We start from the raw sequence: 24227 nt of genomic DNA, 5'->3' as shown, positions 1-24227 counted from the left end.
CACTTAAACCAACAAACAACTCATATGAAAAAAATTGGAATCCTATTCGGCATGGAACGCTCGTTTCCACAAGCCTTCGTTGATCGTGTTAATGAGAAGCAGTCTGATTTTCAGGCTGAGTTTGTATCTATTGACCGGGTAGAGCAAGGTGTTGCCAACGACTATGCCGTCATCATCGATCGTATTTCGCAGGATGTTCCCTTCTACAAGGCTTTTCTGAAAAACGCGGCCCTCACGGGTACTGCCGTGGTGAATAACCCTTTCTGGTGGAGCGCCGACGAAAAATTCTTCAATAACGCGCTGGCCGTTCACCTCGGTGTGCCTGTGCCGAAAACCATTCTGTTGCCCTCGAAAGAACGTCCCGACGATACACGCCACGAATCGTTCTCGAACCTGCAACACATGAACTGGGACAATATATTTCAGCATATTGGTTTTCCGGCGTTCATGAAACCCCATTCGGGCGGTGGCTGGAAAAGCGTGTATAAAGTCGATAACCCGCACGAAATGTTCAAAGCCTATGACGAAACCGGGCAACTGGTGATGTTATATCAGGAGGCTATTGACTTTACCGACTATTTCCGCTGCTATTGCATTGGTGGTAAGGATGTGCTGATTATGCCTTACGAACCCCGCAACCCGCACCACCTGCGTTACGCCACCGAAATGAAAACCACCGGCGACGCGGGTAAGAAGCTTATGGCAACCATGCACGATTACGTGCTGAAGCTGAACCACGGCCTGGGCTATGATTTCAACACGGTTGAGTTTGCCGTTCGCGACGGCGTGCCCATTGCCATTGATTTCTGCAACCCCGCTCCCGACGCCGATATTAACTCGGTAGGTCAGTCAAACTTTGAGTGGGTGGTTGAAGCGGCGGCCAATATGGCCATTGAGCGGGCCAAACTCGTTCGAAAAGGAAAGGATAACCTGACCTGGGGTACGTTTGTTCGGGGTTCGGTGGCTGGTACGGGGCTCATTCAGCCCGAGCGCGTTAAGAAAACGCCACCCGCCACAGTAGAAGTAGGCGAGGCCATGAAAGAGAGCAAGCCTAAAAAGTCTGAAAGAGGCTCGAAAGTAGAGGCCAAATCTGACATTAAGCCCAAAGAAGACAAGCCTAAAAAGAAGAAATAGGCACGTTTCTCGATAAAGATGAAAATGGTTCTTACCGGGCTTGACCGCCCGAGGAGAACCATTTTTTTGTGAACCCGCAGGTACGTTTTCCTGGCCTAAACGAGACAATTCACAGGGAGTGACTGTTATGTATGTATGAAAACGCATACGCTTCATCTTGAACTACTTACCCCAGCCCACGACGAGAGACCCGTATTTATGACGGGTAATTTTTGTAACTGGGCTGTTGACATACAAACCCTGCAATTACAGTCAACAGGCGATGGTCGTTTCGAACTAAATCTGTCGATTGAAGACAACTGGTCCGATCCCATTGAATACAAATATTACCGGGGCGGCACCGATAGCCTCGAACTGGACGAATTGGGTGGCATTACGGCCAATCGGGTTCTGGACCGCGATGCAGAGCAGTCGCAGGATTATGTGCCTTACTGGCAGTGGAACGGCCAGCCAATCAACCCGGCATTTTTACCCGTTGAACAAACGATTTACGCTGATTATCCGGGTAGCCCAACTCCCCGACGGGTGCAGGTAGTGTTGCCTTATGATTACGACAGCAGCGATGAGTCGTACCCGGTGCTCTACCTTAATGATGGGCAAAACCTGATTGGCGAGGGGAAAGGCTATGGCTCGTGGCTCACCGAGTTTCGACTGGCACAATTAGCTACCCGACGGCAGCATCGCCTGATCATTGTAGCCATTGATCATGCCGAACAAAACCGGATAAAGGAGTATACCGTCGAGGCCGTTAAACCGGGGCTGGGGCAGGGGAGAACGTACCTGAATTTTTTGGTCAATACCGTGAAGCCGATGATCGATGCTCGTTTTCGTACCCGGTCCGACGTAGCCAATACAGGAATAGGGGGTTCGTCGCTGGGCGGGCTCATCTCCGTCTGGGGTGGCCTGTTGTACCCGGATGTGTTTGGCCGGTGGTTGGTTTTTTCGCCTTCGCTCTGGATTTCGCCGGGTGTTTACCGGGCCGCCGCCGAAAAAATGCTGGGCGAACATACCCGCGTGTATCTGTACGGGGGTGAATCGGAATCGAAATTCATGTCACCTAATCTGAAACGCTTTCAGGATAATCTGCGCTGTGCGGTTGCCAACTGCGCTTTCGTGCAGACAGCCATCGATCCTGACGGCTTACACGAAGAATCTTGGTGGAGCGCTGAGTTGCCCAGGGCTATTCAATGGCTTTTTTTCAGAGAAGAAGAAACAATGAACGAAACCCCGGAGCAACACGAAGAAATGGGTCTGGTAGTTTGAAGCAATTGTAAACAGGACGCAGCTTTTGCTGGATTTAACTACACCCAACGAATTGAAACGGCCTGTTCCAGATCGGGATGCAGGCTGATGGCCACGGGGCAGGTTTGCGCAATACGCTCCAATTTGGTACGCTGTACGTCAGTGAGGGGTGTTTCGTCGGTGGTACGGCCTTTTAGCACCATATTAATCTCAATTTTAGCGATACGACGTGCTCCTTCCTGCGACATAATCTTGGTAACAGTGGCTTCGCTACCTGCCAGTTCTATGCCATCGCGGCGGGCAAAAATGGCCATCGTTGTTATGATGCACGTACCCAGGGCATTGGCTACCAGATCGGTCGGCGAGAAAGCTTCGCCCCGACCCTGGTTGTCGGTAGGGGCGTCGGTGTTAATGCGGGTGCCCGACTGGAGGTGAATATCTTCGGTGCGTAGATCGCCAGGGTAGTTTATTGAAATGGTTGCCATGCTGCTGGGGGTAACTCATGAGTGAATTGCAAAAATAGGTAAAGCGCCCCAACCAGAGGGTAGGAGGGCCGATAGTGTGCAAAATTGTGGTTAGTTTTGTTGGTGAGCGCTCTTTCCAGATTCGTTAGCTCCTAACTTCTTTCTCTTCTAACTCTCTATTGTGCATGGTAAACGAACCCGTTTCCTCTTCGGGCCAACCCCTCACGCAGCAAACCGACAATCGCTCGGCACTGTACACCCTAATGTCTGTCTGGTTCTTCTGGAGCTTTGTGGCGGCCTCGAATGGTATTCTGATTCCGCTCTTTAAAGACAAGTTTCAGCTAACTCAAACGCAGGCGCAGTATATCGATTTTGCGTTCTACGCGGCCTATTTCGTCGGGTCAATTCTGTATCTGTTGGTATCGGCTTCGATGAAAACGGATGTGCTCAACCGTATTGGCTACAAAAACGGAATCATCTACGGTCTATTGATCTCGGCCGTAGGTACGTTGTTGTTTTACCCTGCCGCCGAAATGCAATCGTATAGTTTGTTGTTATCAGGTCTGTTCATTGTGGGACTTGGTTTTTCGTTGCAACAAACTGCTACACAGCCTTTTATGGTTGCGCTTGGGCCACCCGAAACCGGTTCGCAACGCATTAACCTGGGTGGTGCCGTGAATAATCTGGGCGGTACAATTGGTCCTGTGCTGGTATCGTTTGCCATTTTCGGGTCTATCTCGCCTGAAGCAGCCCAAAGCGCTACTGTAGAATCGGTGAAGGTGCCTTACCTGGTTTTGGGAGCTTTATTTCTGGCAATGGCGGTATTTTTTAAATTCTCTAAACTGCCCCACATCACCAACGACGAAAAAATAGAAGTAGGCACGGGCGTACTCCGGTTTCCGCAACTAGTGCTGGGCATGACCGCTATTTTCGTGTATGTGGGCGTCGAAGTAACCATTGGCTCAAACCTGGGCGAATACCTCAAACAGGTGGAAAAGCTCGAAGCCTCACAGGTTTCCAAGTACGTTTCGCTATTCTGGGGGAGTATGATGATTGGCCGCTGGACTGCTTCCATCGCCAATTTCAACCCGTCGGCGGCCTTGAAAAGGGTGTTGGTCGTTGTGGTTCCCTTTGTCGCGTTTGCCATTGTGCTGGGCGTGAATGCCCTGTATAGCGGCGACGTAAGCGATCTTTATCCATACGTCATCTGCATTCTGGTTATGATTGCGACTTACATTGCCAGCCGTGAGAAACCGGTGACCATCCTGCTGTATTTCACGGCTGTCGGGGCTATTCTGAGCATCATCGGTGTTTTTGCCACGGGTAAAGTTGCTTTGTTCTCACTCATCAGCGGCGGGTTGTTCTGCTCTATCCTGTGGCCAAGTATTTTCTCACTCGGAACGGCTGGCCTCGGAAAGTACACCAATCAGGGAGCGGCTTTCCTGATCATGATGATTCTGGGAGGCGCTATCATTCCCCTTATTCAAGGCAAGGTTGCCGATATGGTGGGCATTCAACTCTCGTACTTAACGGCTGTAGTCTGTTTTGCCTACCTGTTTTTCTTTGGCTTGCGCGTACAGGCTGTACTACGCAAACAGGGCATCGATTTCGATAAAGCGGTGGTCAGTAAGGGCGGCCATTAATGGCTGTAAAGTTGCCTGAAACGGCACTAATAAAGGGCTGGTTTTGATTTGCATCAGTCGATGAAGACCAAAACCAGCCCTTTATTGCGTCGAAAATGAAGGCAGCGGAAACGGATGCTTGCAAGAAAATAAGCCGTTGAAACAAATGCCGTGAAACAACCGGCCAAGCATGAACGTTTTTACCTAAAAGTGCTATCTTTCGTGTTCTGACGTTACAACGATGAAATCCATATATACGCTCGTTTTTTGCACGCTTACAGGCCTTCTCTCGCTGACTGTACCCGCCTGTGCCCAATCTGCTGATGGTTCTGACGAAGATAATTTTCAGACGGTTACCACCTTTGGTATCACCACAAACACGAATGCAGGCCTCCTGGGTGGTTTCGTATTCCGGCAGTCGAAAAAACTGGACGGTGATCTCTTCGGTAAAACGCAGTACCGCTACATCAGCGTCGAGATTGTCAACGTGAAACACCCCCGTGAGTATGCGGCTGGAAGCAGCAATTTCGGCGGGTCTTTTCTGTTGGGGAAAGAGAATTACCTCTTCGCCTTGCGCCCGCAGTATGGCCGCGAACTGGCTCTGTTCCGGCGTAACACCGACGAAGGTATTTCGGTCAATGCCATTTTTGCCGCTGGTCCTTCGTTAGCTATCATCAAGCCTTACTACGTAGAAGTATCGTCGGGCAATACTACTCGTCAAATACCTTACTCCGAAGCTGTTTCTTCGCCTACCGCTGGCGGCCGGTCTGAGTTCATCGTTGGTTCTGGCGGCTTCTTCCAGGGGATAGGCCAATCGAGCCTCAACGTTGGTGTACACGCCAAAGCGGCGCTGAGTTTTGAGCTGAGCGCTTTCCGTAACAACACAACCGGCCTCGAAATCGGGTTTTTGTCTGAAATCTACCCCAGTAAAATTGTGATTGTACCCAACACGAATACCGCCCTGGGCGACCGCACGCTGGGCAACCGCAGTTTCTTCACATCCGGGTACGTTACCCTCTTCTTCGGCACGAAGAAATAAGAGAATCGGGTTTCGGGTTTGATGTTTTGGGTTTGATGTTGCGTTGCTGACGTAGTCAGTCAGCTCCTTTAGGGGTTTTGGGTAGCAGCGCAACCACAAACAACAGACTACAAAGGACAAACTCCACCTTGCCGAACTTTACCCCGCCCAAACGCATTTTCTAGGAAATAAGCGGCTTTACCATCATGATCGAATTACCTGTTATCGCATCCGAAAAGCAACGTGCGAAACGGCCTGACTGGCTACGGGTGAAATTGCCTATTGGCCCGGAATACGCAAAAGTCCGGAAACTGGTCGATACCTATAAACTGCACACGATTTGCGAGAGCGGCAACTGTCCCAATATGGGCGAGTGTTGGGGGGCCGGCACAGCTACGTTTATGATTCTGGGCAATGTGTGTACCCGCAGCTGTACGTTTTGCGCGGTAGCTACCGGGCGGCCCAATGAATATGATACTGACGAACCGCGCCGTGTGGCCGAGGCCATTGTATTGATGAAGGTTAAACACGCCGTCATCACCTCTGTGAACCGCGACGAGTTGAAAGATAAGGGGGCCGAAATCTGGTATCAGACTGTTCGGGCTGTGAAAGAAGCATCACCCACTACCACCATCGAAACCCTGATTCCTGATACAAAAGGTAACTGGGATGCCCTGATTCGGATGATCGAGGGTGGACAGGAGGTTGTCTCGCACAACATGGAAACCGTTGAGCGTCTCTATCGCCGGGTACGTCCACAAGCGCGTTACGAGCGTAGCCTCGAACAGATTCGTCGTACGAAAGAGTACGGGCAACGCACCAAAACGGGTATTATGCTGGGTTTGGGCGAAAAAACCGATGAGGTGCTGAAAGCAATGGACGATCTGGTCGAGCATGGTTGCGATATACTTACGTTGGGGCAGTACCTGCAACCCACTAAAATGCACCATGAAGTCATTGACTGGATTCACCCCGATACGTTTGCCATGTATAAAGAGCAGGGCGAGTTGCGGGGTATCAAGTACGTTGAATCGGGTCCGTTGGTTCGTTCAAGTTATCACGCTGAAAAGCACGTGAACGTATAACCAACTGATCTCTAAACTGGTTATACTACCAAAGCCTTGTCTGTACGGCAGGGCTTTTTTTGTTTGAACCATGAAAAAGTACGATTACGTGATTGCGGGAGGAGGAATGTCAGGACTTAGCCTGGCCTATTACCTGACAATGTCCCCTTTGCAAGACAAGTCGGTGCTCATTATCGATAAGGAGGTCAAAAACGCTAACGATCGTACCTGGTGTTTCTGGGAACGCGGGGAAGGTCCTTTTGAGCCTATTTTGTTCCGTAAGTGGAATACCGTTGATTTTTACGGAACCACATTGTCGGGGCCACTGAACATTGGCGAATATCAGTACAAAATGCTTCGGGGTATTGATTTTTACGATCATATCCGAACACATCTGGCTAAGTTTCCGAATATTGAATTTAAACAGGGTACTATAAACCGCCTGAAAGACACGGCCGATGGTGGTTTCCTGATTGTTGATGATGAGCCTATTATTGCCGATTTCATCTTCGACAGCACGTATGCGCTCAACCTGAAAGATCCGGATAATCATAACTTGTTGCAACACTTCAAGGGATGGGTCATTACCACCGAAAAGCCTTGTTTTGATGTAAATAGGCCCCGGATGATGGATTTTAGAGTAGCGCAGAAAGGCGATTGTCGTTTTTTGTATGTGTTACCGTTCAACCCAACCACCGCCATGGTTGAGTACACCATCTTCAACGATCATTTGCTGGAACCGGAAGAATACGAAGCATCGCTCCGTCATTACATCGATCAGTTTCTCGACACGGGTAGCTATCAAATCAGTGAAACCGAATTTGGAATCATTCCGATGTCTGATGAGCCAACGCCCGAATTTCCTGCCGACCATATCGTCAGAATCGGCACGTCGGGTGGTTATACCAAGCCGTCAACAGGCTACACCTTTCAACGTACCCAACAATACCTGCGCGAACTGGTAAATATGCTAGCGGCTACCGGACGACCCGAGCGGCGCAAATCGTGGTTTACAAAACCGTTTAAGGGCCTGCTCGATAGTGTCTTGCTCAACGTGTTGCAACACAAGCGCCACCCCGCCGACGATATTTTCACGCGCCTATATGAGCGCAACCCGCCCGCCCGCATTTTCCGGTTTCTGGATGAGGATACCAGCCTGTGGGAAGACCTGCGCATTATGAGTACGGTGCCTTTGGGGCCTTTTACGGCGGGGGCATTCGATGTTATTCGTAAGCGGCTATTCTAGGCAATCAGTAATAAAGGCCGTACGCGCTGAACTGTCCTCGGGTATTCAGTTCAATAGCCGGAAAGGGCAGTTTCAGCATGAACATGCTCTTGAATAATCCATTCAGGAGCCTGCTTTTTGTTTTGATCTTCGTCCAGTCTACATCAAGCGAGAATAAGAATTGGCGGTAACGTTTTGTTTCTGGAATAGAGACCCCGCCGTAGTATTTCAGATTCCTAAACTCGCCAAACATGCCATTGGCGCCGTATCCGACAGATACACACAGCCAGGCCGGTATATTGGGCGATTTGATTATTCGGTTCAGGCTCATGCTAAGCCAGTAGGTGTGACCATTATAGTCGTTGAATAGCTGCCCGAGCGTTGTGGTGCCTAAGTAGCCATTGGCCTGCCGGGCATAAGGCGAGGGGGCGAAGCTGAATTTATAGGTTAGGCGTTGTTCATCGAAAAGATGCTCCTGCACCAGAAACAAGGAGGTCCCGAAGGCATTGGCGCCTATATCGCTCCACGAGAAGCCCCAGCCTTCGTAGAGGCCATCCCAGATTTCGATGGGTGCCTGTAGAAAAAAGCCCAGCGTAGCGCCATAGAGCAGCGCTTTTCGTTTGGGCGCTCCCGCCCAGCGTAAAGCATGGTAACCCAAATGACTCTGCAGATATGCCCCATAAGCATGTCCGAACTTGTCGACTTGAAGATAACCACCCGAATCATTGTAAAACTCGAAGGGTACCCGTTTTTCGCCATTGTACCAGACAAATTGCAGATAGGCCATGCTGCCTAAATACAAAGCTGATTCTGTAGCAACAACCGTGGCTAAGCGGCTTCTATGAACTGTAGATCGCACCAGAGTATCTGTATATATCCGTGTGCTGTCCACAGACTGCCCATAAAGGGTAAAAACGGTCAGGAAACAAAAAAGGAGAATAGTAAATGATTTCATCGTGTGGGATTAAGGCGTCAAGTTAAAGCAATACCTTCGGCGGTTATTGGGTAAGTCCAGTCAATGTTACTTTATGGTAAATTCACTATACGCCCTGCTGAACTAATGGCCAATCAATCAACTCTTGGAGTCAGTTGAGAGCGTAAGCGAGATGTGTCATTGAATTTGCTTGGAAAGCCTTAGTTTTGCGACTTCAACCAAGTTATAACGGAGTCGCAATGCCTTATCTTTTTACGTCCGAGTCAGTTTCTGAAGGACACCCCGACAAAGTCGCCGATCAGATCTCCGACGCCCTCATCGATAACTTCTTAGCTTTTGATCCCGATAGTAAAGTCGCCTGCGAAACCCTGGTAACCACGGGTCAGGTGGTACTTGCCGGCGAAATCAAGACGGAAACGTACCTGGACGTTCAAAAAATTACCCGCGATGTAATTCGCAGAATTGGATACACCAAGAGTGAGTATATGTTTGAAGCCAACTCGTGCGGCATTTTTTCAGCGCTGCACGATCAATCGGCTGATATTAATCAGGGCGTTGACCGGAAGGTTGAGAACGACGATTTCGAGACGAAAGCCAACGCACAGGGCGCTGGCGATCAGGGTATGATGTTTGGATACGCTACTAACGAAACCGACAATTTCATGCCGCTGCCGCTGGATCTGGCTCACACCATCCTGCGCGAGATGTCTCTAATCCGTAACACCGAGCCCGGCCTGATCGGATACCTTCGACCCGATGCCAAGTCGCAGGTGACGATCGAGTATTCTGATGACGATAAGCCCATCCGGATTGATACGATTGTGGTGTCTACTCAGCACGATGACTTCGACACGGATGAGATCATGTTGGCCAAAATCCGTGAAGACATTATCAACCTGGTTATTCCACGGGTGAAAGCCAAGTTGAAGCCTGAATTGCAAGGTCTTTTCAACAACGATATCACGTATTACATCAACCCTACGGGCAAGTTTGTTATTGGTGGCCCACACGGCGACACCGGCCTGACCGGGCGGAAAATTATCGTTGATACCTACGGCGGTAAAGGGGCTCACGGTGGTGGTGCCTTCTCGGGTAAAGATCCCTCGAAAGTAGACCGTTCAGCCGCTTACGCGACCCGCCACATTGCCAAGAATATGGTGGCGGCAGGCCTTTGCGATCAGGTGCTGGTACAGGTGTCTTACGCCATTGGGGTAGCCAAACCCTGTGGGCTATATGTAAACACCTACGGTACAGCTAAGATCGACATGCACGACGGTGTAATTGCTGAAAAGATCGCCCAATTGTTCGACATGCGTCCGTACGCTATTGAGCAGCGGTTGAAACTTCGTAACCCGATTTACTCAGAAACAGCTGCTTACGGGCATATGGGCCGTAAGAATGAGATCGTCACGAAAACTTTCGGTGGTAACGGGCATACCAAAGAAATGGAAGTAGAACTGTTTACCTGGGAGAAACTCGATTTTGTTGATCAGGTGAAAGAAACGTTTGGGCTGTAATTCAGTCTTGCAAGTCGTATAAACTAGTCTTGTAAGTCGTATAAAAAGGGAGTCCCGAGTCTGGAAAGTCATTGCTTAATAGCGACTTTCCAGACTCAGGACTCCCTTTTTATACGACTTACAAGACTAACTATTAATACTCGTCTTGTTCAACTTCAATGGTTTCTTCTTCCTGTTGGGCTTTTGCTTTTGTAATGGCCGGGCTTGAAAAATCAGTTCGTTTTTCTTTGCTACGGACCAACTTGTCTTTCATCACATCCATTAAATGCTCAATGGCGGCTTCAAAAGACTTGCTTCGTTCGGTGACGAAGAGTTCTTTCCCGGGGATGTTTAATCGTATCTCAACGATTTTGTCTTTGACTTTAGCGGTTTCGGCTCCGTCTAGTTTAAGAAACACCTCTGCACTCACGATTCGATCGTGGAAGGTGTCGAGCTTGTTGAGTTTCTTCTGAATGAAGTCCAGAAGGGTTTGGTCGGCCGTAAAGTGTACGGCGTGAGTTTGTACTCTCATACTGTCCAAGCGGTTATCAAGTGAAACATATACCTATGGAGTACCTAAGTTGATGATTTAGGCTATACGAGTCAAGGCATACGAAGAAATGTCCAAACGTGTTTCACGGGTCAGCAACTCAAACGTATACTCTACGTTATGCTAACCTCAATATAGGCCCGTTCGTGGAACATTGACAAAGTGAAGATTCTTCCAATTGTATAAATCAGCAGAATCATTCAGATGATCGGCAAACAGAACGTCCGGCTGATGATTAGATCAGCCGGACGTTCTTATGTGGTAAGGTGCCTATAAGTCGGCCACCGATTTGCGTATTTCGTCTTTGGTCTTACCCGTTTTTTCCTGTACCCGACCCCACATTTCATCTTCTTTGCCTTCGGCATAAGTTAGATCATCGTCGGTTAGGTCGGCGTAAGCTTGTTTGATTTTACCTTTCATTTGGTCCCATAGACCGCTGGCTGTTGTCTCGTTCATGACGTTAAGTTTTTATTGAGTGAATAATGCGACTCACCCTGAGCCGTGGATATATAACTGAGACAAGAAAATTTTGTTTATCAGGTCTATGGGGTTACATTAAATTATTCCCAGATAATTACTTCATCATTTTCATACCAGGGTTGCAGGTTATCGTTGTAGCGGGCCTCGATCACGTTTCGCTTCATCTTCATCGTAGGTGTCATCAGGTTGTTATCTACCGTCCAGGCGTCGCGCACAATGACCAGTTTGCGTACTCGTTCATAGGCATGTAGTTTAGGATTTACCATGGTAAGTGTATCCTCCAAACTACGTTCTACTAAAATCCGGTCGGCGTGGCGGCCTATTTCTGAGAGTACGATCAGGGCGAGTGGTTGTGGAAGGTGTTGCCCGGCAACACAAATTTGTTCGATGTAGGCGTTATCGGCAAACCCAAATTCAATTTGAGAAGGGGCTACATATTCTCCTTTGGCCGTTTTATACATCTCTTTCACCCGTCCGGTAATACTCAGATAACCATCGGTGTCCAACGTACCTACGTCGCCGGTTGCCAGCCATCCATCCTGCATTATGCTATTGGTAAGCGCTGGTTCTTTGTAGTAGCCCCGCATCAGCCAGCCGGATTTGGTCAATATTTCGCCGGTCTGTGGGTCTAGCCTGACTTTCATACCTGGGTAAACCTGACCAACGGTACCGTCGCGCATATCGTGGCGGGGCATCAGGCTCACAGCGCCCAAATTTTCAGTCATGCCATAGGCTTCCTGAATATGAACGCCAAGGGTACGGAACCATTTAATGAGCGATTGAGGCATGGGCGCCGCTCCGGTCAGGATAAGCACTGCATCGTTTAGTCCCAATGTTTGCCTGATCTTACGTTTTACGATACCTGCCAGAATGGGAATCTGAAGCAGCACATCAAGTTTTTTCTGGGGCATTTTGGCCAACACCCCCTGCTGAAATTTAGTCCAGATACGGGGTACTCCCAAAAAGTGGGTGGGCCGGGCCGCTGACAAATTTTTAGCGAAAGTTTCCAGTGATTCGGCAAAATAGACGGTGCCGCCCGTGGCCAGACTGATGGCTTCTACTACGTTGCGTTCGGCAATGTGGCAAAGGGGAAGGTAGGAGAAGAATCGGGCATTGGGTGTGTCGTGCAACATCTTTACCCGTGTTTCGGCCAGGGCTTGTGCCACGGCTTCGTAGTCGACCATTACGCCCTTTGGGTTTCCGGTTGTGCCGGAGGTGTAAATGATCGTAAAAAGGTCGTTGGGTTTAGGTTGGGCCACCTGTTGCATGGGCTCATAGTCATCCATGATGGTTTGCCAGGCCACCAGATCCGGGTCTATAAGACCTGATGGGCCATAATCGGGAAAGCCAATCAGCGTAACGCCGTCGGGCACACCCGGTTTCATTGCGGTCCAATTGTCGAGCTTTCCGGCAAATAATACGGCGCATTCGCTGTGTTCCATTACTTGCCTGAGTTGGTCGGCGGTAAGAGTAGGGTAGAAGGGGACCGATACGTGGCCCGCCATCAAAATGGCCATGTCGGCAATAATCCAGTGAGCGCAGTTTTTCGAAACAAGTCCGATGTTGCTGCCCGGTGCCAGGCCGAGTGAACTCAGGTACGTTGCCATTCGCCGAGCCTGTTGACCTACCTCACCCCATGTGTAGTCTTTGTAGCCATCGCCAACGGGTTGCCGCAGGTATGTAGCCGTGGGTTTTGTCGCCTCCCATTTCAGGAATAATTCGGGGAGAACGAGCGTCTGTATCGAAGGGTCGGATGCCGTGAGCGTTGCCATAATTCCTGAACAAGTTGATGTTTTGAGTACAATTTAATACTGAAAAAACCATACTTGCTGTCGCCAAACAAAAATATAATCATAGGGTTATTGTCTGACCAGAAGGAGTTACTAATCAGGTAATACATCTGGAAAACCCAACACAACGTTATGGCAAAGGAGACAAAAAAAGTATCGGCTACCGGCGATAAACCGGCTAAAAAGAAGGCTACCACTTCATCGAAAAAATCGACGAAGAAAGAGGATAACTACACTGATCCTGAACTTCGTGAACGGCTGAAAGAAAAAATAAAAGCCGGAGATAAAGGTGGGAAACCCGGGCAGTGGAGCGCTCGGAAATCGCAGTTGCTCACCCATGAATACGAAAAGGAAGGCGGTGGCTATAAAGAGGCTAAAAAGACTGATGCCCAGAAGGAGTTGAGCCAGTGGACCGATGAAGACTGGCAAACGTCGGACGGTAAACCCGCCGATCGGGAAGGGGGCACGACGCGGTATTTGCCCAAGGAGGCCTGGGATAAGCTATCGGATAGCGAAAAAAAGGCGACCAACGTAAAAAAGAAGACCGGCTCGAAAGCCGGAAAGCAGCACGTGGCAAACACTAAAAAAGCAAAGGAGGCAAAGAAAGACGAGTAGATGAACATGAAAAATGGGTAACTGCTCCTTAGTGGATTGGTAACCCATTTACTGATACCCGAGTAGTTACACAATCAGTTTCCGGGCTCGGGCTGTAACCGGCCAGCTATCGTTGGCCAAACCGTCTTCAACCACTTGTACCGCTTCGTACAGGGCTACGGTCGGGCAAATATGTTTGGGAATACCATACCAGACATCGCCGGATGTATATTTCCGGGCATTGGGTACGTTCACCACCAGATGTTCCTCACTCTGACCAATCAGCTCGGCGTTGGGATGTTCGGGGAAAACTACGCGAGGTTGTGGGTTCTCGGCCGCTACCGATTTGTGTCCCAGATCAAGCGTGAGCGTATGGTCATCAATGACCGATATAACCCGCGTGAGCAACACAGCAGCTATCTGAAACGGTAAATCGGGGAGTTGTTCGGCGTAGCCCGCATCCCAGAAAACGAACGTACCCGGACTAGTCTGCACCCGTTCGCCTTTCTGTTGGGCATGAATGCTAGAGGTAGGTGTGCCGCCCATAATCAGGGTTAGTTGCGTTGACTGACCGGCTTCTATGCTGTCACGAACGGCTAGCGCAGCCTGGTAACCCTGATTGGCGCGGCTCGTGCGCGTGGGTACGTCAGTATCACGGATATGCCCATCGTAGGCGTGTAACCCTACCACCCGAATGCCCGGTAAATTGGCGCAATCGTTGGCCAACTGATGGGCATCGGCGGTGGCAATACCGGTGCGACCCATGCCCACATTCAGATCGATAAACACATCTAGCGGCTGATCTGCAAACAGAATAGACAGTTGCCGCGCTGTAGCCAGATTATCGACCAGACACGAGAAACGGGTTTCTGGGTACGTTACCGTCAGGGTTTGCAAACGGGCCATTTTAGGACCCACCACCGGATAGGCCAGCAAGACGTCGGGCGCACTAGCCTGACCCAGCATATCGGCTTCGGCAATAGTAGCGCACTTGAATTTCGTAATGCCTGCCCCGATCATCAACCGGGTTACCGCCGCCATTTTGTGCGTTTTAACGTGCGGCCGTAGTCGCTCAACCCCACCAGCGAGTGTGATGGCCAATTGAATATTTTGCCCTACCCGATCGGGATAAATCAGTAATGCGGGCGAATCGATGGTATCGGCGTTTTGAACGGTGGCCCAGGAAGTAGTTAACATTCTTGACGGAGTTATGCACGAAAATAACTAAAAGCGGGCTGGTCGGTACACCGAATCTGTGTACTGACCAGCCCGACCCGGGTTGTCATTAGTCAAATATTACTTCAGCGTCAGGAGGTAACCAATGGTGAAGTTGGCATCCCAATCGAACACAAACTGCTGTGTGCCGGTGGCGTCGGCTACGCTTTTGTAGATGTTGACACCCGCTTTTTGCTTTGCATTTTCGCTCTTGTAATCAGCAGGCATTTTCAATACGGTGTATCGTTCCTTACCAACACGTACTTGCTTGGCGAGTTCGAAGGGAATTCCCCCAATGATGAAACATGTCTTTCTTCGGTCGGCAGGCACTTGTTTGGCTTTGCTTTTTACTTCTTCATAGACTTTAGTATCATCATCGCCATTCTGGAAATACTTGGCTCCGTATGTTTCTACAGCTGAAATATTTTCGCCGTTTTTCCACGATATTTTGGTGTTGCCCGAGCCAATGTCTACCACGAACGCGTTATCGTCGAACTCAGCCGGTAAAGCGGCCCGAAGTGCCAATCTGCCTTCCTGTTCGGGGGTAACGGTATTGACCACGTAGTTGAGGGCTTTCAGGTTTTTGATGATCTTCTGCGTGGTTTCGGCTTTCATGGCTCCCGAACTTACCACAAACTGAATTTCACGTCCATTGACGCCGAAATTGAGCATGTTGGCGATGTACTGTTTCAGGCCCGACCGAATATCCAGGTCGGTGGCCATATTCTCAAGCACAAGACTATTCCCAAAATCGGCTTTTTCGAGCTTCCAGCGCTTCTGGTCATCTACCCGGACGATAAACGAATTGAAACCGCTGGCACCTAGTTCAACCACACCTTTCAATTTACCACCTTGAGGTTCAGGAGCCTGAAAGTTGAAGGTAGACCGAGTGCCCGGCTGCGATGAGCCCTCTGAAGTCTCCTCAGAAGTTGCCATGCTGCTGCCGGTACCTTCCGCCGTGGCGGTGGCATCCTGACCGGGAGGAAGCGTGGGCGATGACGCATCGGTTTGTTCGGACTTGTTGCCGCCTTTAAATTTCTCAATCAGGTCAACGCCCGCTACGTATTTTAAGCCAAAGTAAATCAAGGCCAGAATCAGGGCCGTAATCATCAGGCGGCCTGCAGTAGTCAATCGGTTCATGGTATAGAATAAAGAGTTAAAGAAGAAATGGAATTAGAGACGAGACGTAATTAATCGAGCAGGCTGCGGTATCCTTCGTCTTTGGGCGGGTTAATAACCCTGGCTTCCTGCGAACGGTCGGCGGCTGGAGCGTTGAGCTGGACGAATGAAAATTCACCTTTATTATAGGCTTCCAGCAGGTTTTGTCCTTTGTCGGAGAGCATACCATTCTGAATGTCGACGCCGTTGATAAAGTCCATCGAGAGATCCATGGCGCGTTTCATTTCGCCGAGTTTTTTGCTCATATCGTCCTGGATATATTCCATCGACTCATCGAAGTAGAATTTCTTGTCCGGGTTGCCTTTGAAGATGCTCACGGCGGTTTTCAGGGCATTTGAGCTTTCCTTGACAATCCGGTATTCCGTTTCCTTCAGCTTAACTTTAATATCGGTCTCTTTAATCAGGTAATCGGCCGATTTATTGACCTTCTCCATAAACTCGAGCACGAGTTTCATATTGCGCTGAAGGGGGAACAGTTTCTCGTTCATTTCCTGCAGGCCCGCGCCTTCCATAGTAGCCAGGGTGGCGGCTTCTTTCATGCCCGGCCGGGTGGCGGCCAATTCGTTGGCCTTGTTGGCTTCGGCAAACTTCTGCTTGATCGATTCGTTGTTCTCGTTGATCTTTTTGTTCAGTTTCACCAATTGCCCGGCCAGCGTGTCGATCTGCCCCTGCATTTTCTCGCGTTTCTCGCGCAGGTCCTGCACGTAAATTTTCATGATCGCGATGGGATCTAACTGAATAATAGTGCCGGTGATCTTACGCATCAGGGTTTTGTAGAGGAAGAACGCAGCGGTACGCACATCGCGGCTGGTGAACAGGAACACCAGTAAAGCCAGAGCGCCAAGGAGAAAAGCCAGGTACAGGGTATTCTCGGTTGCCCGAATCAGGAATTCCATAATCCGGTTGAAGTACACCAGGCCTACAACGCCCAATGCGCCCAGCGCGAGCATACCGGTAACACCCTCCGGACGGCTCCAGAACGACCCTTTAGTGCTGTCGCTGGCACCACCGCCCGCTAGTTTTGAAAAATCAGGAGAAGCCATGTCAGTTATCAATTATCAGTTATCAGTAAACAGTTATCAATGATCAGTAAACAGTTATCGATGAACAGTTATAATTTGACTATCAGAATGTTGTGAAGCAAGGCTGATAACTGTTCATTGATAACTGTTTACTGTCTCAGGTACGTTGCCATTTTGGAAACATCGGCCTTGATTTGGTCGGTGAAGGTGGCGTAGGTTGCTTCGAAATTAGCGCGGTTTTGGTTGATCTTTGAACTCTGTTCAATGACCTCACCATTAATTTTCATTAACCGGTCGGCGTTGGCGGCCGATCGTTGCTGCAACTCGGCAATTTGTTTGGCAATGGCTTCATTATCGGCCTCAAGTTTCTTCTGCTCTTCCTGAAGACCACCCACCCGGTCCTGCATAGCTGCGTCGACACTTTTCAGGAAAGCATCCCGGTCTGTACTCAGGGCAGCTAGGTATTGATTGGCCGCTGTAGCCAATACGCCGGGGTCACCAGTGCCTGCCATGGCCTTGAAACTGGCCCAGGCGGCCTGAAACTGTTTTTCTTCTGATAAGCCCAGGTTACTCAGATTACGAAGAATTTCGCGAAACTCGAAGTAGTCCGGCCCCTGTAGGTTGGCTTTACTCAGTACGCCCGAGAAATGATCAACGAACTTAGTATCAACCGAGCCGGTAACGCCGCTGGTTGACGCGCCTGTCGACGAGGGTAGTGGGGCCGGTGTAGGCGTCATGGCAGGACCCGAGCGGTTAGGTGCCGGTTGGGCAGCAGGTACGTTAGCGTTTGCTGGGTCTTCTTTGATAAAGAAACCTAACAGCTTATCGCCTAAACTCTTGTCAGCATTTTTGGCAGAATCGGCCATAGTTGATAAATCGTGGTTGACGGAACAATACTACACGCTTGTGTGAAACCTACAACAGCCAATACGGATAAACGGTTATGGGACTGGCCCAATGAACCCCAGACTTGACCAATAAAAAAGCCAGCCCGAAAGGCTGGCTTTTTACGAATTGCTGAGACCTCAGGCGTTACGCCATTTGGGCATTCAGTTTTTGTTCCAGTACTGACTTGGGTACAGCACCAATTACTTTATCAACCATCTGACCGTTTTTGAACACCATCAGGGTTGGAATGCTACGGATACCGAATTGCATGGGCACCTGCGCATTTTGGTCTACGTCCATTTTGGCGATAACCGCTTTGCCATCGAATTCGGCGGCGAGCTGCTCCACAACGGGTCCAATCATTTTACAGGGGCCACACCATTCGGCCCAAAAATCGACCAAAACGGGGATGTCTGAATTAATGAGGTCGTTGAAATTAGCGTCAGTCGCTTCGATAGCCCGTGATCCTGCTGCCATGAGTATACTTGAGTTTTAAGTCGTTCAAATTTCTTTCAATGCCATAAACCCCACCCGAAGTCTTTAGTTCCCCCGACCCATTGAGCGGTCCTGTGGTCTGTTCAAAGGAGTAGTTTCAGACAGGCAATCCCTACGCCTGCTGCCAGCACATACCGGAGAGTTGGAATGCTGTAACGACGGCTCCCCAGATAACCACCCACCAGTCCGCCTGCGAAAGCTGCTGAAATCCAGGCATATTGCTGCGGGTCGGGCGTGTACCCCTTTGCCAGCAGACTGACTAACCCAGACAAGGAATTGACAAAGATGAACAGAGCTGATGTGGCAGCCGTTTGGCGGGTAGTAGCCCAACCAAAAAATAACATCAACGGACTCAGAATAATACCGCCGCCAATACCAAGCATCCCCGATAGCAACCCAATACCACCGCCAGTCACGAGACCAACTCCCAGCGGAACGGGTCGAGAATCGGTTTCGTCGGCCCGGGCCGACCAGACGAGACGGATAACTAGTAGCAAAAGCGACCCCGCCAGTAGTTGCCGGTACAACTGATCGGAGAGGGGGAGGCGGGCCCCTAAAAAGGCCAGTGGTACGCTGGCCAGGGCAAACGGCCAGAACGTGTTCCACCGGAAATGGCCAGCCCGGTAAAACTGAATGAACGCAACCGACGAAACAAACAGGTTAAGCAACAGCGCTGTTGGTTTGATCACCGCCGGAGCAACCCCCAACAGCGTCATGGTGACTATGTAACCACTGGCTCCACCGTGCCCGGCTGAGGCATAGACAAGACCAACCACAAAGAGCGCAATCAGGAGAAGCATGAATGGTGAATCGATGAGTAACCAGCTTTCAAAAAAGAAGGGCTAAGGTACCGATTAAATGTACTGGTTCGGCGAGTGCTACTTACCAGGCTGTCTCCTGTTTATCGAGCCAAAATTTGCCCGTTTCAGCGGGAGATGCATCGGTAGCAAGCCAGACAATAGTTTCGGCTCCTTTCTCAACCGAGTCTGACGCACTGCTACCGCCCATGTCGGTACGTACCCAGCCGGGGTTCACACAATTGACCGCCATATCCGGCAAAGCACCGGCAAACTGCCGCGTTACGGCATTAAGGGCTGCTTTCGAGATACTGTAGGCAGGTGCATAGGTGTGCATGTTTTCCAGTGCCCCGGCTCCGCTCGATACGTTGATAATTCGGGAGCCAATCTGCTCTCTGTTCGGGCTTTTCTGAAGGTAGGGCAAAAAATCCTGCGTTACCATGATCACACCCTTTACATTCGTGGTGAGTGTACGGTCGAGCAGTTCAGGGTTCAATTTCAGAATGGTTTCGCCGTGATCTTCCAGAATGGCCGCGTTGTTAATGAGCACATCCAGATGATTGGCTTTTTGGGAGAATGTACCTGCTGCTTGTTTTATACTAACTGGATCGGTAACATCGAGCTGGATAAAAGTGGCCTCGTAACCCTCATCGCACAGAGCTTGCGCAGCGGCGCGTCCCTTTGTCATGTCGCGTGAGCCAACAAATACAGCAAAACCACGTTTAGCCAATTGGCGGGCTATTTCAAATCCAATGCCTTTATTTGCGCCTGTAATCAGGGCTGTTCTGGGATGTTGAGTTGTCATTGTCTACTAGTATACGTTAACGGTATAAGCAGAAAGTGTTGGCTTTGTTTGAAAAAAATCTTGCATCCAGAGCCGTTACCTCAAATGAAATAGTAAGTCATTCAATAACCTGTCAACTTTGTTCAACACGTCGATCACCCGTCAACCACATCTTTTTATGAAGTCAATAGTCGCCCTGTTGCTTTTTTGCTTCAGCCTGTCGGTCGCTACCGCGCAGACTACCCCCAAGAAAAAAGCAACGACCACCAAGAAGCCTGTTACTACCGCTCAAAAGGCCTCGACAACTAAAAAAGCGACCACCACCGCAGCTAAAAAGCCAGTAGTAACCAAACCACGGGCTACAACCGTAGCGCCGGTGGTTACAGAAGCAGCGGCCTCAACATTGACATTCCCAAGCACAGAACCCGAAAACGCTGCTACACTGGATGCTGTGAAAAAGCAACAGATGTACGACGAATTACACGGAATAAAGCCGCAGTCTACAGTGCCTAATACGGGGCGAAAAGGCCGGACGCGTGATTCTGACGAAATGGCTACCCGGGCCGACCGTCGCGCTGAAAAGGCATCTTCGGGTGAAGCAGGTACCTATATTGGCGTGCGGCTTGGTGGCAATTATACGGCGTTTTTAGAAAGACAACAGGTAGCCGATGGATTGGGCGGTTTTCTGGACATTACGCCCGACCCAATATATGGTTTCCATGCTGGCGTCGTATTCCAGTTTGGCCGTGGCGGTGTCGCCTTTCAGCCCGAGATTAACTTTCACCAGGATTATAGAACCGTTATAACACGAACCGCCACTACCATAACTACTACAACAGAGCCGGTAAACAGTATTGTGGTTCCTTTGCTGGCTAAGTTTCAGTTCGGGCAGCAGGGTGCTACGCGCTTTTTTGTGAACGTTGGCCCTTACGGCGCCTATTCGCTCGATGCCGGCAACTCAGAATCAGTTATCGCGTATGGTGGCGCGTTGGGGCTTGGGTTGGGTATACCAGCCGGATCGGGCAAGTTTACCGTTGAAGCTCGGGGCTATTACACACTCGGCGACACAAAAAATAGCTTTGATTTTGGTAACCCTCCCGGTAAACCGTTCCTAGGGCAATTGTCTGTGGGTTATTTATTCCCTCTGGGAAGCCGTTAATTCTCGTTAAAATCAGGCTTTTTATAGCAAACACAACGGGTGGCACATTGCTGCCCGTTTTGTTGTTACGTACTTTGTAATCAACAATGCCGACGGGTTGGGTAGCGTTCACTTGCTGAAATCCGTACTTTTACGGCACTATTCGCAACGAAATGCCAATTAACAAACGCAATGTCCTGCGCTATTCTGCCTGGACTGTGCTAACACTGCTGGTACTGGGCATAGCCGGAGCCGTTTACGCCTACAATCAGCGTGAGCGCCTGCTCAGTATAGCCATTGAGCGGGCTATAAAAAAAGCCAAACGAGACTACGACCTCACGCTGCATATCGGGTCGGCCAACTTTACTGGTCTCACCTCGCTGTCGGTAACCGATGTGTCGGTAGTGCCAGCCAACCGGGATAGTCTGACCCGTATTGATCAGGTACAGGTGAGTGTTCGGTTGTGGCCATTATTGGTTGGCAATATTGCCTTGTCTGAACTGTCGGTAGAAAATGGCTTTTTTCAGGTAGTCAAACGAGATTCGCTGACTAACCTGGATACCATTCTGAAGCGACCGAAAGACTCAACGGCTACCCGGAAACCCAGATCCAACACGAATTTGGCTGATGTGGCCGAAAACCTGATCGAAAATCTGCTGACTAAAATACCGGATGATCTGAATGTGAAGAACTTCGATTTCCGGGTGATCGATAACGAACAGCAACTAAACCTGCTGGCATCTGAGGCTAAAATTGACAACGGCGAAGTGACCTCAACGCTGTTGCTCAACGGAAGCGAAGCTATATGGCACATAACCGGAGACGCATCACCCTCGGATAAAGAATACAATATTGATCTCTATGCTGTTGGCAAGCCTCTTGAAATCAAGTATCTGGAGAGTCGTTTCAAGCTAAAAGCGCAGGCCGATACCCTTCATGCCGAATTGCGTGATGTTGACCGCTCGGGCGGGGAGTTTCGGCTGGAGGGCATTGGCTCGGTTCGTAACCTGCGGTTAAATCATCCGGCGCTTTCGCCAACCGATGTGGTGGTACAGCGCGCTGCGGTAGACGCCAATCTGTTTGTGGGCGAAAACTATGTGGGGGTCGATAGCAGTTCAACGTTGTATTTGGGTGAAGTGAGCGCCCACCCTTTTGTGAAGTATACTCTGGCTGATACCAAAGCTGGTACAGGAAAAATTTTCGACGTGCAGTTGCATACAGATGACTTGGATGCGCAGGCTCTGTTCAATTCATTTCCGAAAGGTTTATTTGCCTCACTCGACGGTATGAAGGTCGCCGGTAAACTGCGCTATGATCTGAACTTCAACTTCGACACGAGCCTTCCCGATTCCGTAAAGTTCGACTCTGGCCTCACATCGAACGAGTTTAAGATTCTGGCCATGGGACGCACCGATTTCCGGCGTATCAATCAGCCGTTCGTCTATACTCCCTACGAAAAAGAGAAGCCGGTTCGTGACATTACCGTATCAGATGCCAATCCCGACTTCACGCCCCTGAGCTACATCGCGTCTGACCTGAAAAATGCGGTGCTTACCTCGGAAGATTACAATTTTTTCACGCATAAAGGCTTTAATGAAAAGGCGTTCCGTGTGTCGATTGCGACCAATTACAAGGCCGGTTCGTTTAAGCGTGGTGCAAGCACACTGTCGATGCAATTGGTAAAGAACGTGTTTCTGAACCGGAACAAAACACTGTCACGCAAGGTCGAAGAAATTCTAATTGTCTGGTTGATGGAGAATCAGCAGTTGGTCTCTAAAGAGCGGATGTTCGAGGTGTATTTGAACATCATTGAGTGGGGTAAAAATATTTACGGCATTGGTGAAGCGGCTCGCTATTATTTTGATAAAACGCCCGCAGAACTCAATTTAGGTGAAAGTATTTTTCTGGCCTTTGTGGTGCCAAGTCCCAAAAAAGCGCTAACGTATTTCCAGCCCGACGGCTCACTTCAGGTACGTAATGTGCGCGGATACTTTAGGATCATTGGCCGAATTATGGCGAAACGAGGCCTCACGCAGCCAGATAGCGGAGCCTATGGCTTTTATGATGTACGGCTACGCGAAAGCCTGAGACGGCAAGTGATGCCACAGGACTTTTTTGAGTCGGATAGTTTGGGCACCGATCCTGCCGATGAAGGCGGAGGTATGGATGACTTGTTTAACCGGCTGCTAAATGGCAATCCCGACGATGATCAGAAGCCTGCCACTCAACAATCTGTTGACGAAACCCCGACGCCACGCACTGCACGCCCTGCCGACGAGGCCGTTGCCAGCGATACGGTGAAGACCCGAAAACAGCTTCGCCAGGAACGTCGTGAGCAGAAACGCCGCGAAAAAGAAGAGAAGAAAAAGCAGGAAGAAGCGAAGGGTGTGGAATAACTAACTGCAACGTTATTAGAGGGTAAGACTGACAATTCGATGATCGGATTTGTCAATTACTGATGTCAACTATTACTTTTTTCCGCCTCCCGCCAACTTTAAATATTTATATTTGTTGTCTCAATATCAGTTCCCCGATTATTAGCCAGCTAAATTGCTTCGATTATGGCCATTATGATTACTGAGGAGTGCATCAACTGTGGTGCCTGCGAACCAGAATGCCCAAACACGGCCATCTATGAAGGTGGTGTAGAGTGGACATGGGGTGGCGGTACAGCCCTCGATGTGGTTGACTTTGGTGATGGTACCGTGATTAGCGGAAAATCACCACAAGCACCGGTCTCTGCCGAGTTTTATTATATCGTTACCGATAAATGCACAGAGTGTAAAGGATTTCACGAAGAGCCGCAGTGTGCTGCCGTTTGCCCGGTAGATTGCTGTGTGCCCGACCCTGAGCACGAAGAAGACGAAGAAACCTTACTAGCCAAGAAAGCCTGGCTACACTCAGAAGAGTAGGAGCTTTTAGTCTTGAGAGTCGTTAAAAAAAGAGTCCTGAGTCTGGAAAGTCGCTATTAAGCATTGACTAGCCAGACTCAGGACTTTTTAAGTTTAGTCTGGATAGTCGTTAAATAAGGAGTCCTGAGTCTGGATAGTCGCTACTAGCAATGACTTTCCAGACTCAGGACTCCTTATTTAACGA

The 24227-nt window shown here is 49.7% G+C and carries 23 protein-coding genes; 11 read left to right on the top strand and 12 right to left on the bottom strand.

The features are described 5' to 3' along the window. Positions 1–24: 24 nt before the first annotated feature. Both ACAW87_RS16985 and ACAW87_RS16980 read left to right on the top strand, forming a co-directional pair. Positions 25–1134: an ATP-grasp domain-containing protein gene (locus ACAW87_RS16985; RefSeq protein WP_370724828.1), complete on the top strand. Its 1110-nt coding sequence runs from the start codon at positions 25–27 to the stop codon at positions 1132–1134. Between the two features lie 135 nt (positions 1135–1269). Further along, positions 1270–2397, top strand: coding sequence for an alpha/beta hydrolase (locus ACAW87_RS16980; RefSeq protein WP_370724827.1), 1128 nt, complete (start codon positions 1270–1272; stop codon positions 2395–2397). 38 nt (positions 2398–2435) lie between these two features. Here ACAW87_RS16980 and ACAW87_RS16975 read toward each other — a convergent pair whose 3' ends face one another. Continuing rightward, positions 2436–2861, bottom strand: a complete 426-nt coding sequence (locus tag ACAW87_RS16975; RefSeq protein WP_370724826.1) for an OsmC family protein — start codon at positions 2859–2861, stop codon at positions 2436–2438. Between the two features lie 164 nt (positions 2862–3025). Here ACAW87_RS16975 and ACAW87_RS16970 point away from each other — a divergent pair, with 164 nt between their 5' ends. The 4 genes from ACAW87_RS16970 (at position 3026) to ACAW87_RS16955 (ending at position 7790) form a co-directional block, all read left to right on the top strand. Then, positions 3026–4483 carry a sugar MFS transporter gene (locus tag ACAW87_RS16970; protein WP_370724825.1) on the top strand — a complete coding sequence of 486 codons (1458 nt, stop codon included), beginning with the start codon at positions 3026–3028 and terminating at the stop codon, positions 4481–4483. A 220-nt stretch (positions 4484–4703) separates the two neighbouring features. Continuing rightward, positions 4704–5501, top strand: a complete 798-nt coding sequence (locus ACAW87_RS16965; RefSeq protein WP_370724824.1) for a hypothetical protein — start codon at positions 4704–4706, stop codon at positions 5499–5501. Positions 5502–5686: 185 nt separating this feature from the next. Further along, on the top strand, positions 5687–6565 hold the full coding sequence (gene lipA / locus ACAW87_RS16960) for a lipoyl synthase (RefSeq protein ID WP_370724823.1): 879 nt from the start codon (positions 5687–5689) through the stop codon (positions 6563–6565). Positions 6566–6635: 70 nt separating this feature from the next. Next, positions 6636–7790 carry a lycopene cyclase family protein gene (locus tag ACAW87_RS16955; protein ID WP_370724822.1) on the top strand — a complete coding sequence of 385 codons (1155 nt, stop codon included), beginning with the start codon at positions 6636–6638 and terminating at the stop codon, positions 7788–7790. Positions 7791–7794: 4 nt separating this feature from the next. Here ACAW87_RS16955 and ACAW87_RS16950 read toward each other — a convergent pair whose 3' ends face one another. Beyond that, entirely contained in the window at positions 7795–8556 is a 762-nt protein-coding gene (locus ACAW87_RS16950) for a DUF2279 domain-containing protein (RefSeq protein WP_370724821.1), read from the bottom strand. A 386-nt stretch (positions 8557–8942) separates the two neighbouring features. Here ACAW87_RS16950 and metK point away from each other — a divergent pair, with 386 nt between their 5' ends. After that, the gene (gene metK / locus ACAW87_RS16945; protein WP_370724820.1) at positions 8943–10220 is read left to right on the top strand and encodes a methionine adenosyltransferase; all 1278 of its coding nucleotides are present in this window, start codon (positions 8943–8945) and stop codon (positions 10218–10220) included. Positions 10221–10353: 133 nt separating this feature from the next. Here the strand turns inward: metK and ACAW87_RS16940 are convergent, their stop codons facing one another. The 3 genes from ACAW87_RS16940 to ACAW87_RS16930 all read right to left on the bottom strand — a co-directional run bounded on the left by ACAW87_RS16940 (position 10354) and on the right by ACAW87_RS16930 (position 13001). After that, positions 10354–10731: an HPF/RaiA family ribosome-associated protein gene (locus ACAW87_RS16940; RefSeq protein ID WP_370724819.1), complete on the bottom strand. Its 378-nt coding sequence runs from the start codon at positions 10729–10731 to the stop codon at positions 10354–10356. A 288-nt stretch (positions 10732–11019) separates the two neighbouring features. Further along, complete coding sequence (locus tag ACAW87_RS16935) at positions 11020–11205, bottom strand: CsbD family protein (protein WP_207330592.1); 186 nt, start codon at positions 11203–11205, stop codon at positions 11020–11022. Between the two features lie 104 nt (positions 11206–11309). Beyond that, positions 11310–13001, bottom strand: a complete 1692-nt coding sequence (locus ACAW87_RS16930) for an AMP-binding protein (protein WP_370724818.1) — start codon at positions 12999–13001, stop codon at positions 11310–11312. Positions 13002–13151: 150 nt separating this feature from the next. Here ACAW87_RS16930 and ACAW87_RS16925 point away from each other — a divergent pair, with 150 nt between their 5' ends. Continuing rightward, on the top strand, positions 13152–13634 hold the full coding sequence (locus tag ACAW87_RS16925) for a hypothetical protein (RefSeq protein WP_370724817.1): 483 nt from the start codon (positions 13152–13154) through the stop codon (positions 13632–13634). 66 nt (positions 13635–13700) lie between these two features. On the opposite strand, the gene ACAW87_RS16920 is transcribed toward ACAW87_RS16925, so the two are convergent. The 7 genes from ACAW87_RS16920 to ACAW87_RS16890 form a co-directional block, all read right to left on the bottom strand. Further along, complete coding sequence (locus tag ACAW87_RS16920; protein WP_370724816.1) at positions 13701–14810, bottom strand: D-TA family PLP-dependent enzyme; 1110 nt, start codon at positions 14808–14810, stop codon at positions 13701–13703. A gap of 99 nt (positions 14811–14909) precedes the next feature. Beyond that, positions 14910–15968 carry a hypothetical protein gene (locus ACAW87_RS16915; RefSeq protein ID WP_370724815.1) on the bottom strand — a complete coding sequence of 353 codons (1059 nt, stop codon included), beginning with the start codon at positions 15966–15968 and terminating at the stop codon, positions 14910–14912. Positions 15969–16018: 50 nt separating this feature from the next. Continuing rightward, positions 16019–17050 (bottom strand): hypothetical protein, encoded by a 1032-nt coding sequence (locus ACAW87_RS16910; RefSeq protein ID WP_370724814.1) that lies wholly within the window; start codon positions 17048–17050, stop codon positions 16019–16021. Positions 17051–17178: 128 nt separating this feature from the next. Beyond that, positions 17179–17895 (bottom strand): hypothetical protein, encoded by a 717-nt coding sequence (locus ACAW87_RS16905; protein ID WP_370724813.1) that lies wholly within the window; start codon positions 17893–17895, stop codon positions 17179–17181. Between the two features lie 166 nt (positions 17896–18061). Beyond that, positions 18062–18394: a thioredoxin gene (trxA, locus tag ACAW87_RS16900; RefSeq protein WP_370724812.1), complete on the bottom strand. Its 333-nt coding sequence runs from the start codon at positions 18392–18394 to the stop codon at positions 18062–18064. Between the two features lie 101 nt (positions 18395–18495). Continuing rightward, positions 18496–19212, bottom strand: coding sequence for a sulfite exporter TauE/SafE family protein (locus ACAW87_RS16895; RefSeq protein WP_370724811.1), 717 nt, complete (start codon positions 19210–19212; stop codon positions 18496–18498). Between the two features lie 82 nt (positions 19213–19294). After that, on the bottom strand, positions 19295–20014 hold the full coding sequence (locus ACAW87_RS16890) for an SDR family oxidoreductase (RefSeq protein ID WP_370724810.1): 720 nt from the start codon (positions 20012–20014) through the stop codon (positions 19295–19297). Positions 20015–20171: 157 nt separating this feature from the next. Between ACAW87_RS16890 and ACAW87_RS16885 the strand changes: the two genes are divergently transcribed. From ACAW87_RS16885 to ACAW87_RS16875, 3 genes are all read left to right on the top strand, one after another. Then, positions 20172–21152: an outer membrane beta-barrel protein gene (locus tag ACAW87_RS16885; protein ID WP_370724809.1), complete on the top strand. Its 981-nt coding sequence runs from the start codon at positions 20172–20174 to the stop codon at positions 21150–21152. A 152-nt stretch (positions 21153–21304) separates the two neighbouring features. After that, complete coding sequence (locus ACAW87_RS16880) at positions 21305–23527, top strand: transglycosylase domain-containing protein (protein ID WP_370724808.1); 2223 nt, start codon at positions 21305–21307, stop codon at positions 23525–23527. A gap of 165 nt (positions 23528–23692) precedes the next feature. Continuing rightward, entirely contained in the window at positions 23693–24043 is a 351-nt protein-coding gene (locus ACAW87_RS16875; protein WP_370724807.1) for a 4Fe-4S dicluster domain-containing protein, read from the top strand. Positions 24044–24227 lie beyond the last annotated feature (184 nt).

It is taken from the genome of Fibrella aquatica (assembly GCF_041321135.1).
Classification (GTDB): domain Bacteria; phylum Bacteroidota; class Bacteroidia; order Cytophagales; family Spirosomataceae; genus Fibrella; species Fibrella aquatica.
The sequence above is the reverse complement of the archived record's forward strand: the minus strand, read 5'-3'. Positions and strand labels throughout refer to the sequence as shown.

What these genes read in the sequence shown, in the direction of transcription:
- ACAW87_RS16985 (WP_370724828.1), top strand. Translation starts at nt 25, where the DNA reads ATGAAAAAAATTGGAATCCTATTCGGCATGGAACGCTCGTTTCCACAA.
- trxA (WP_370724812.1), bottom strand. Translation starts at nt 18,394, where the DNA reads ATGGCAGCAGGATCACGGGCTATCGAAGCGACTGACGCTAATTTCAAC.
- ACAW87_RS16975 (WP_370724826.1), bottom strand. Translation starts at nt 2,861, where the DNA reads ATGGCAACCATTTCAATAAACTACCCTGGCGATCTACGCACCGAAGAT.
- ACAW87_RS16935 (WP_207330592.1), bottom strand. Translation starts at nt 11,205, where the DNA reads ATGAACGAGACAACAGCCAGCGGTCTATGGGACCAAATGAAAGGTAAA.
- ACAW87_RS16875 (WP_370724807.1), top strand. Translation starts at nt 23,693, where the DNA reads ATGGCCATTATGATTACTGAGGAGTGCATCAACTGTGGTGCCTGCGAA.
- ACAW87_RS16885 (WP_370724809.1), top strand. Translation starts at nt 20,172, where the DNA reads ATGAAGTCAATAGTCGCCCTGTTGCTTTTTTGCTTCAGCCTGTCGGTC.
- lipA (WP_370724823.1), top strand. Translation starts at nt 5,687, where the DNA reads ATGATCGAATTACCTGTTATCGCATCCGAAAAGCAACGTGCGAAACGG.
- ACAW87_RS16910 (WP_370724814.1), bottom strand. Translation starts at nt 17,050, where the DNA reads ATGGCTTCTCCTGATTTTTCAAAACTAGCGGGCGGTGGTGCCAGCGAC.
- ACAW87_RS16940 (WP_370724819.1), bottom strand. Translation starts at nt 10,731, where the DNA reads ATGAGAGTACAAACTCACGCCGTACACTTTACGGCCGACCAAACCCTT.
- ACAW87_RS16930 (WP_370724818.1), bottom strand. Translation starts at nt 13,001, where the DNA reads ATGGCAACGCTCACGGCATCCGACCCTTCGATACAGACGCTCGTTCTC.
- ACAW87_RS16895 (WP_370724811.1), bottom strand. Translation starts at nt 19,212, where the DNA reads ATGCTTCTCCTGATTGCGCTCTTTGTGGTTGGTCTTGTCTATGCCTCA.
- ACAW87_RS16905 (WP_370724813.1), bottom strand. Translation starts at nt 17,895, where the DNA reads ATGGCCGATTCTGCCAAAAATGCTGACAAGAGTTTAGGCGATAAGCTG.
- ACAW87_RS16920 (WP_370724816.1), bottom strand. Translation starts at nt 14,810, where the DNA reads ATGTTAACTACTTCCTGGGCCACCGTTCAAAACGCCGATACCATCGAT.
- ACAW87_RS16925 (WP_370724817.1), top strand. Translation starts at nt 13,152, where the DNA reads ATGGCAAAGGAGACAAAAAAAGTATCGGCTACCGGCGATAAACCGGCT.
- ACAW87_RS16915 (WP_370724815.1), bottom strand. Translation starts at nt 15,968, where the DNA reads ATGAACCGATTGACTACTGCAGGCCGCCTGATGATTACGGCCCTGATT.
- ACAW87_RS16890 (WP_370724810.1), bottom strand. Translation starts at nt 20,014, where the DNA reads ATGACAACTCAACATCCCAGAACAGCCCTGATTACAGGCGCAAATAAA.
- ACAW87_RS16880 (WP_370724808.1), top strand. Translation starts at nt 21,305, where the DNA reads ATGCCAATTAACAAACGCAATGTCCTGCGCTATTCTGCCTGGACTGTG.
- ACAW87_RS16965 (WP_370724824.1), top strand. Translation starts at nt 4,704, where the DNA reads ATGAAATCCATATATACGCTCGTTTTTTGCACGCTTACAGGCCTTCTC.
- ACAW87_RS16950 (WP_370724821.1), bottom strand. Translation starts at nt 8,556, where the DNA reads ATGGCCTATCTGCAATTTGTCTGGTACAATGGCGAAAAACGGGTACCC.
- ACAW87_RS16955 (WP_370724822.1), top strand. Translation starts at nt 6,636, where the DNA reads ATGAAAAAGTACGATTACGTGATTGCGGGAGGAGGAATGTCAGGACTT.
- metK (WP_370724820.1), top strand. Translation starts at nt 8,943, where the DNA reads ATGCCTTATCTTTTTACGTCCGAGTCAGTTTCTGAAGGACACCCCGAC.
- ACAW87_RS16970 (WP_370724825.1), top strand. Translation starts at nt 3,026, where the DNA reads ATGGTAAACGAACCCGTTTCCTCTTCGGGCCAACCCCTCACGCAGCAA.
- ACAW87_RS16980 (WP_370724827.1), top strand. Translation starts at nt 1,270, where the DNA reads ATGAAAACGCATACGCTTCATCTTGAACTACTTACCCCAGCCCACGAC.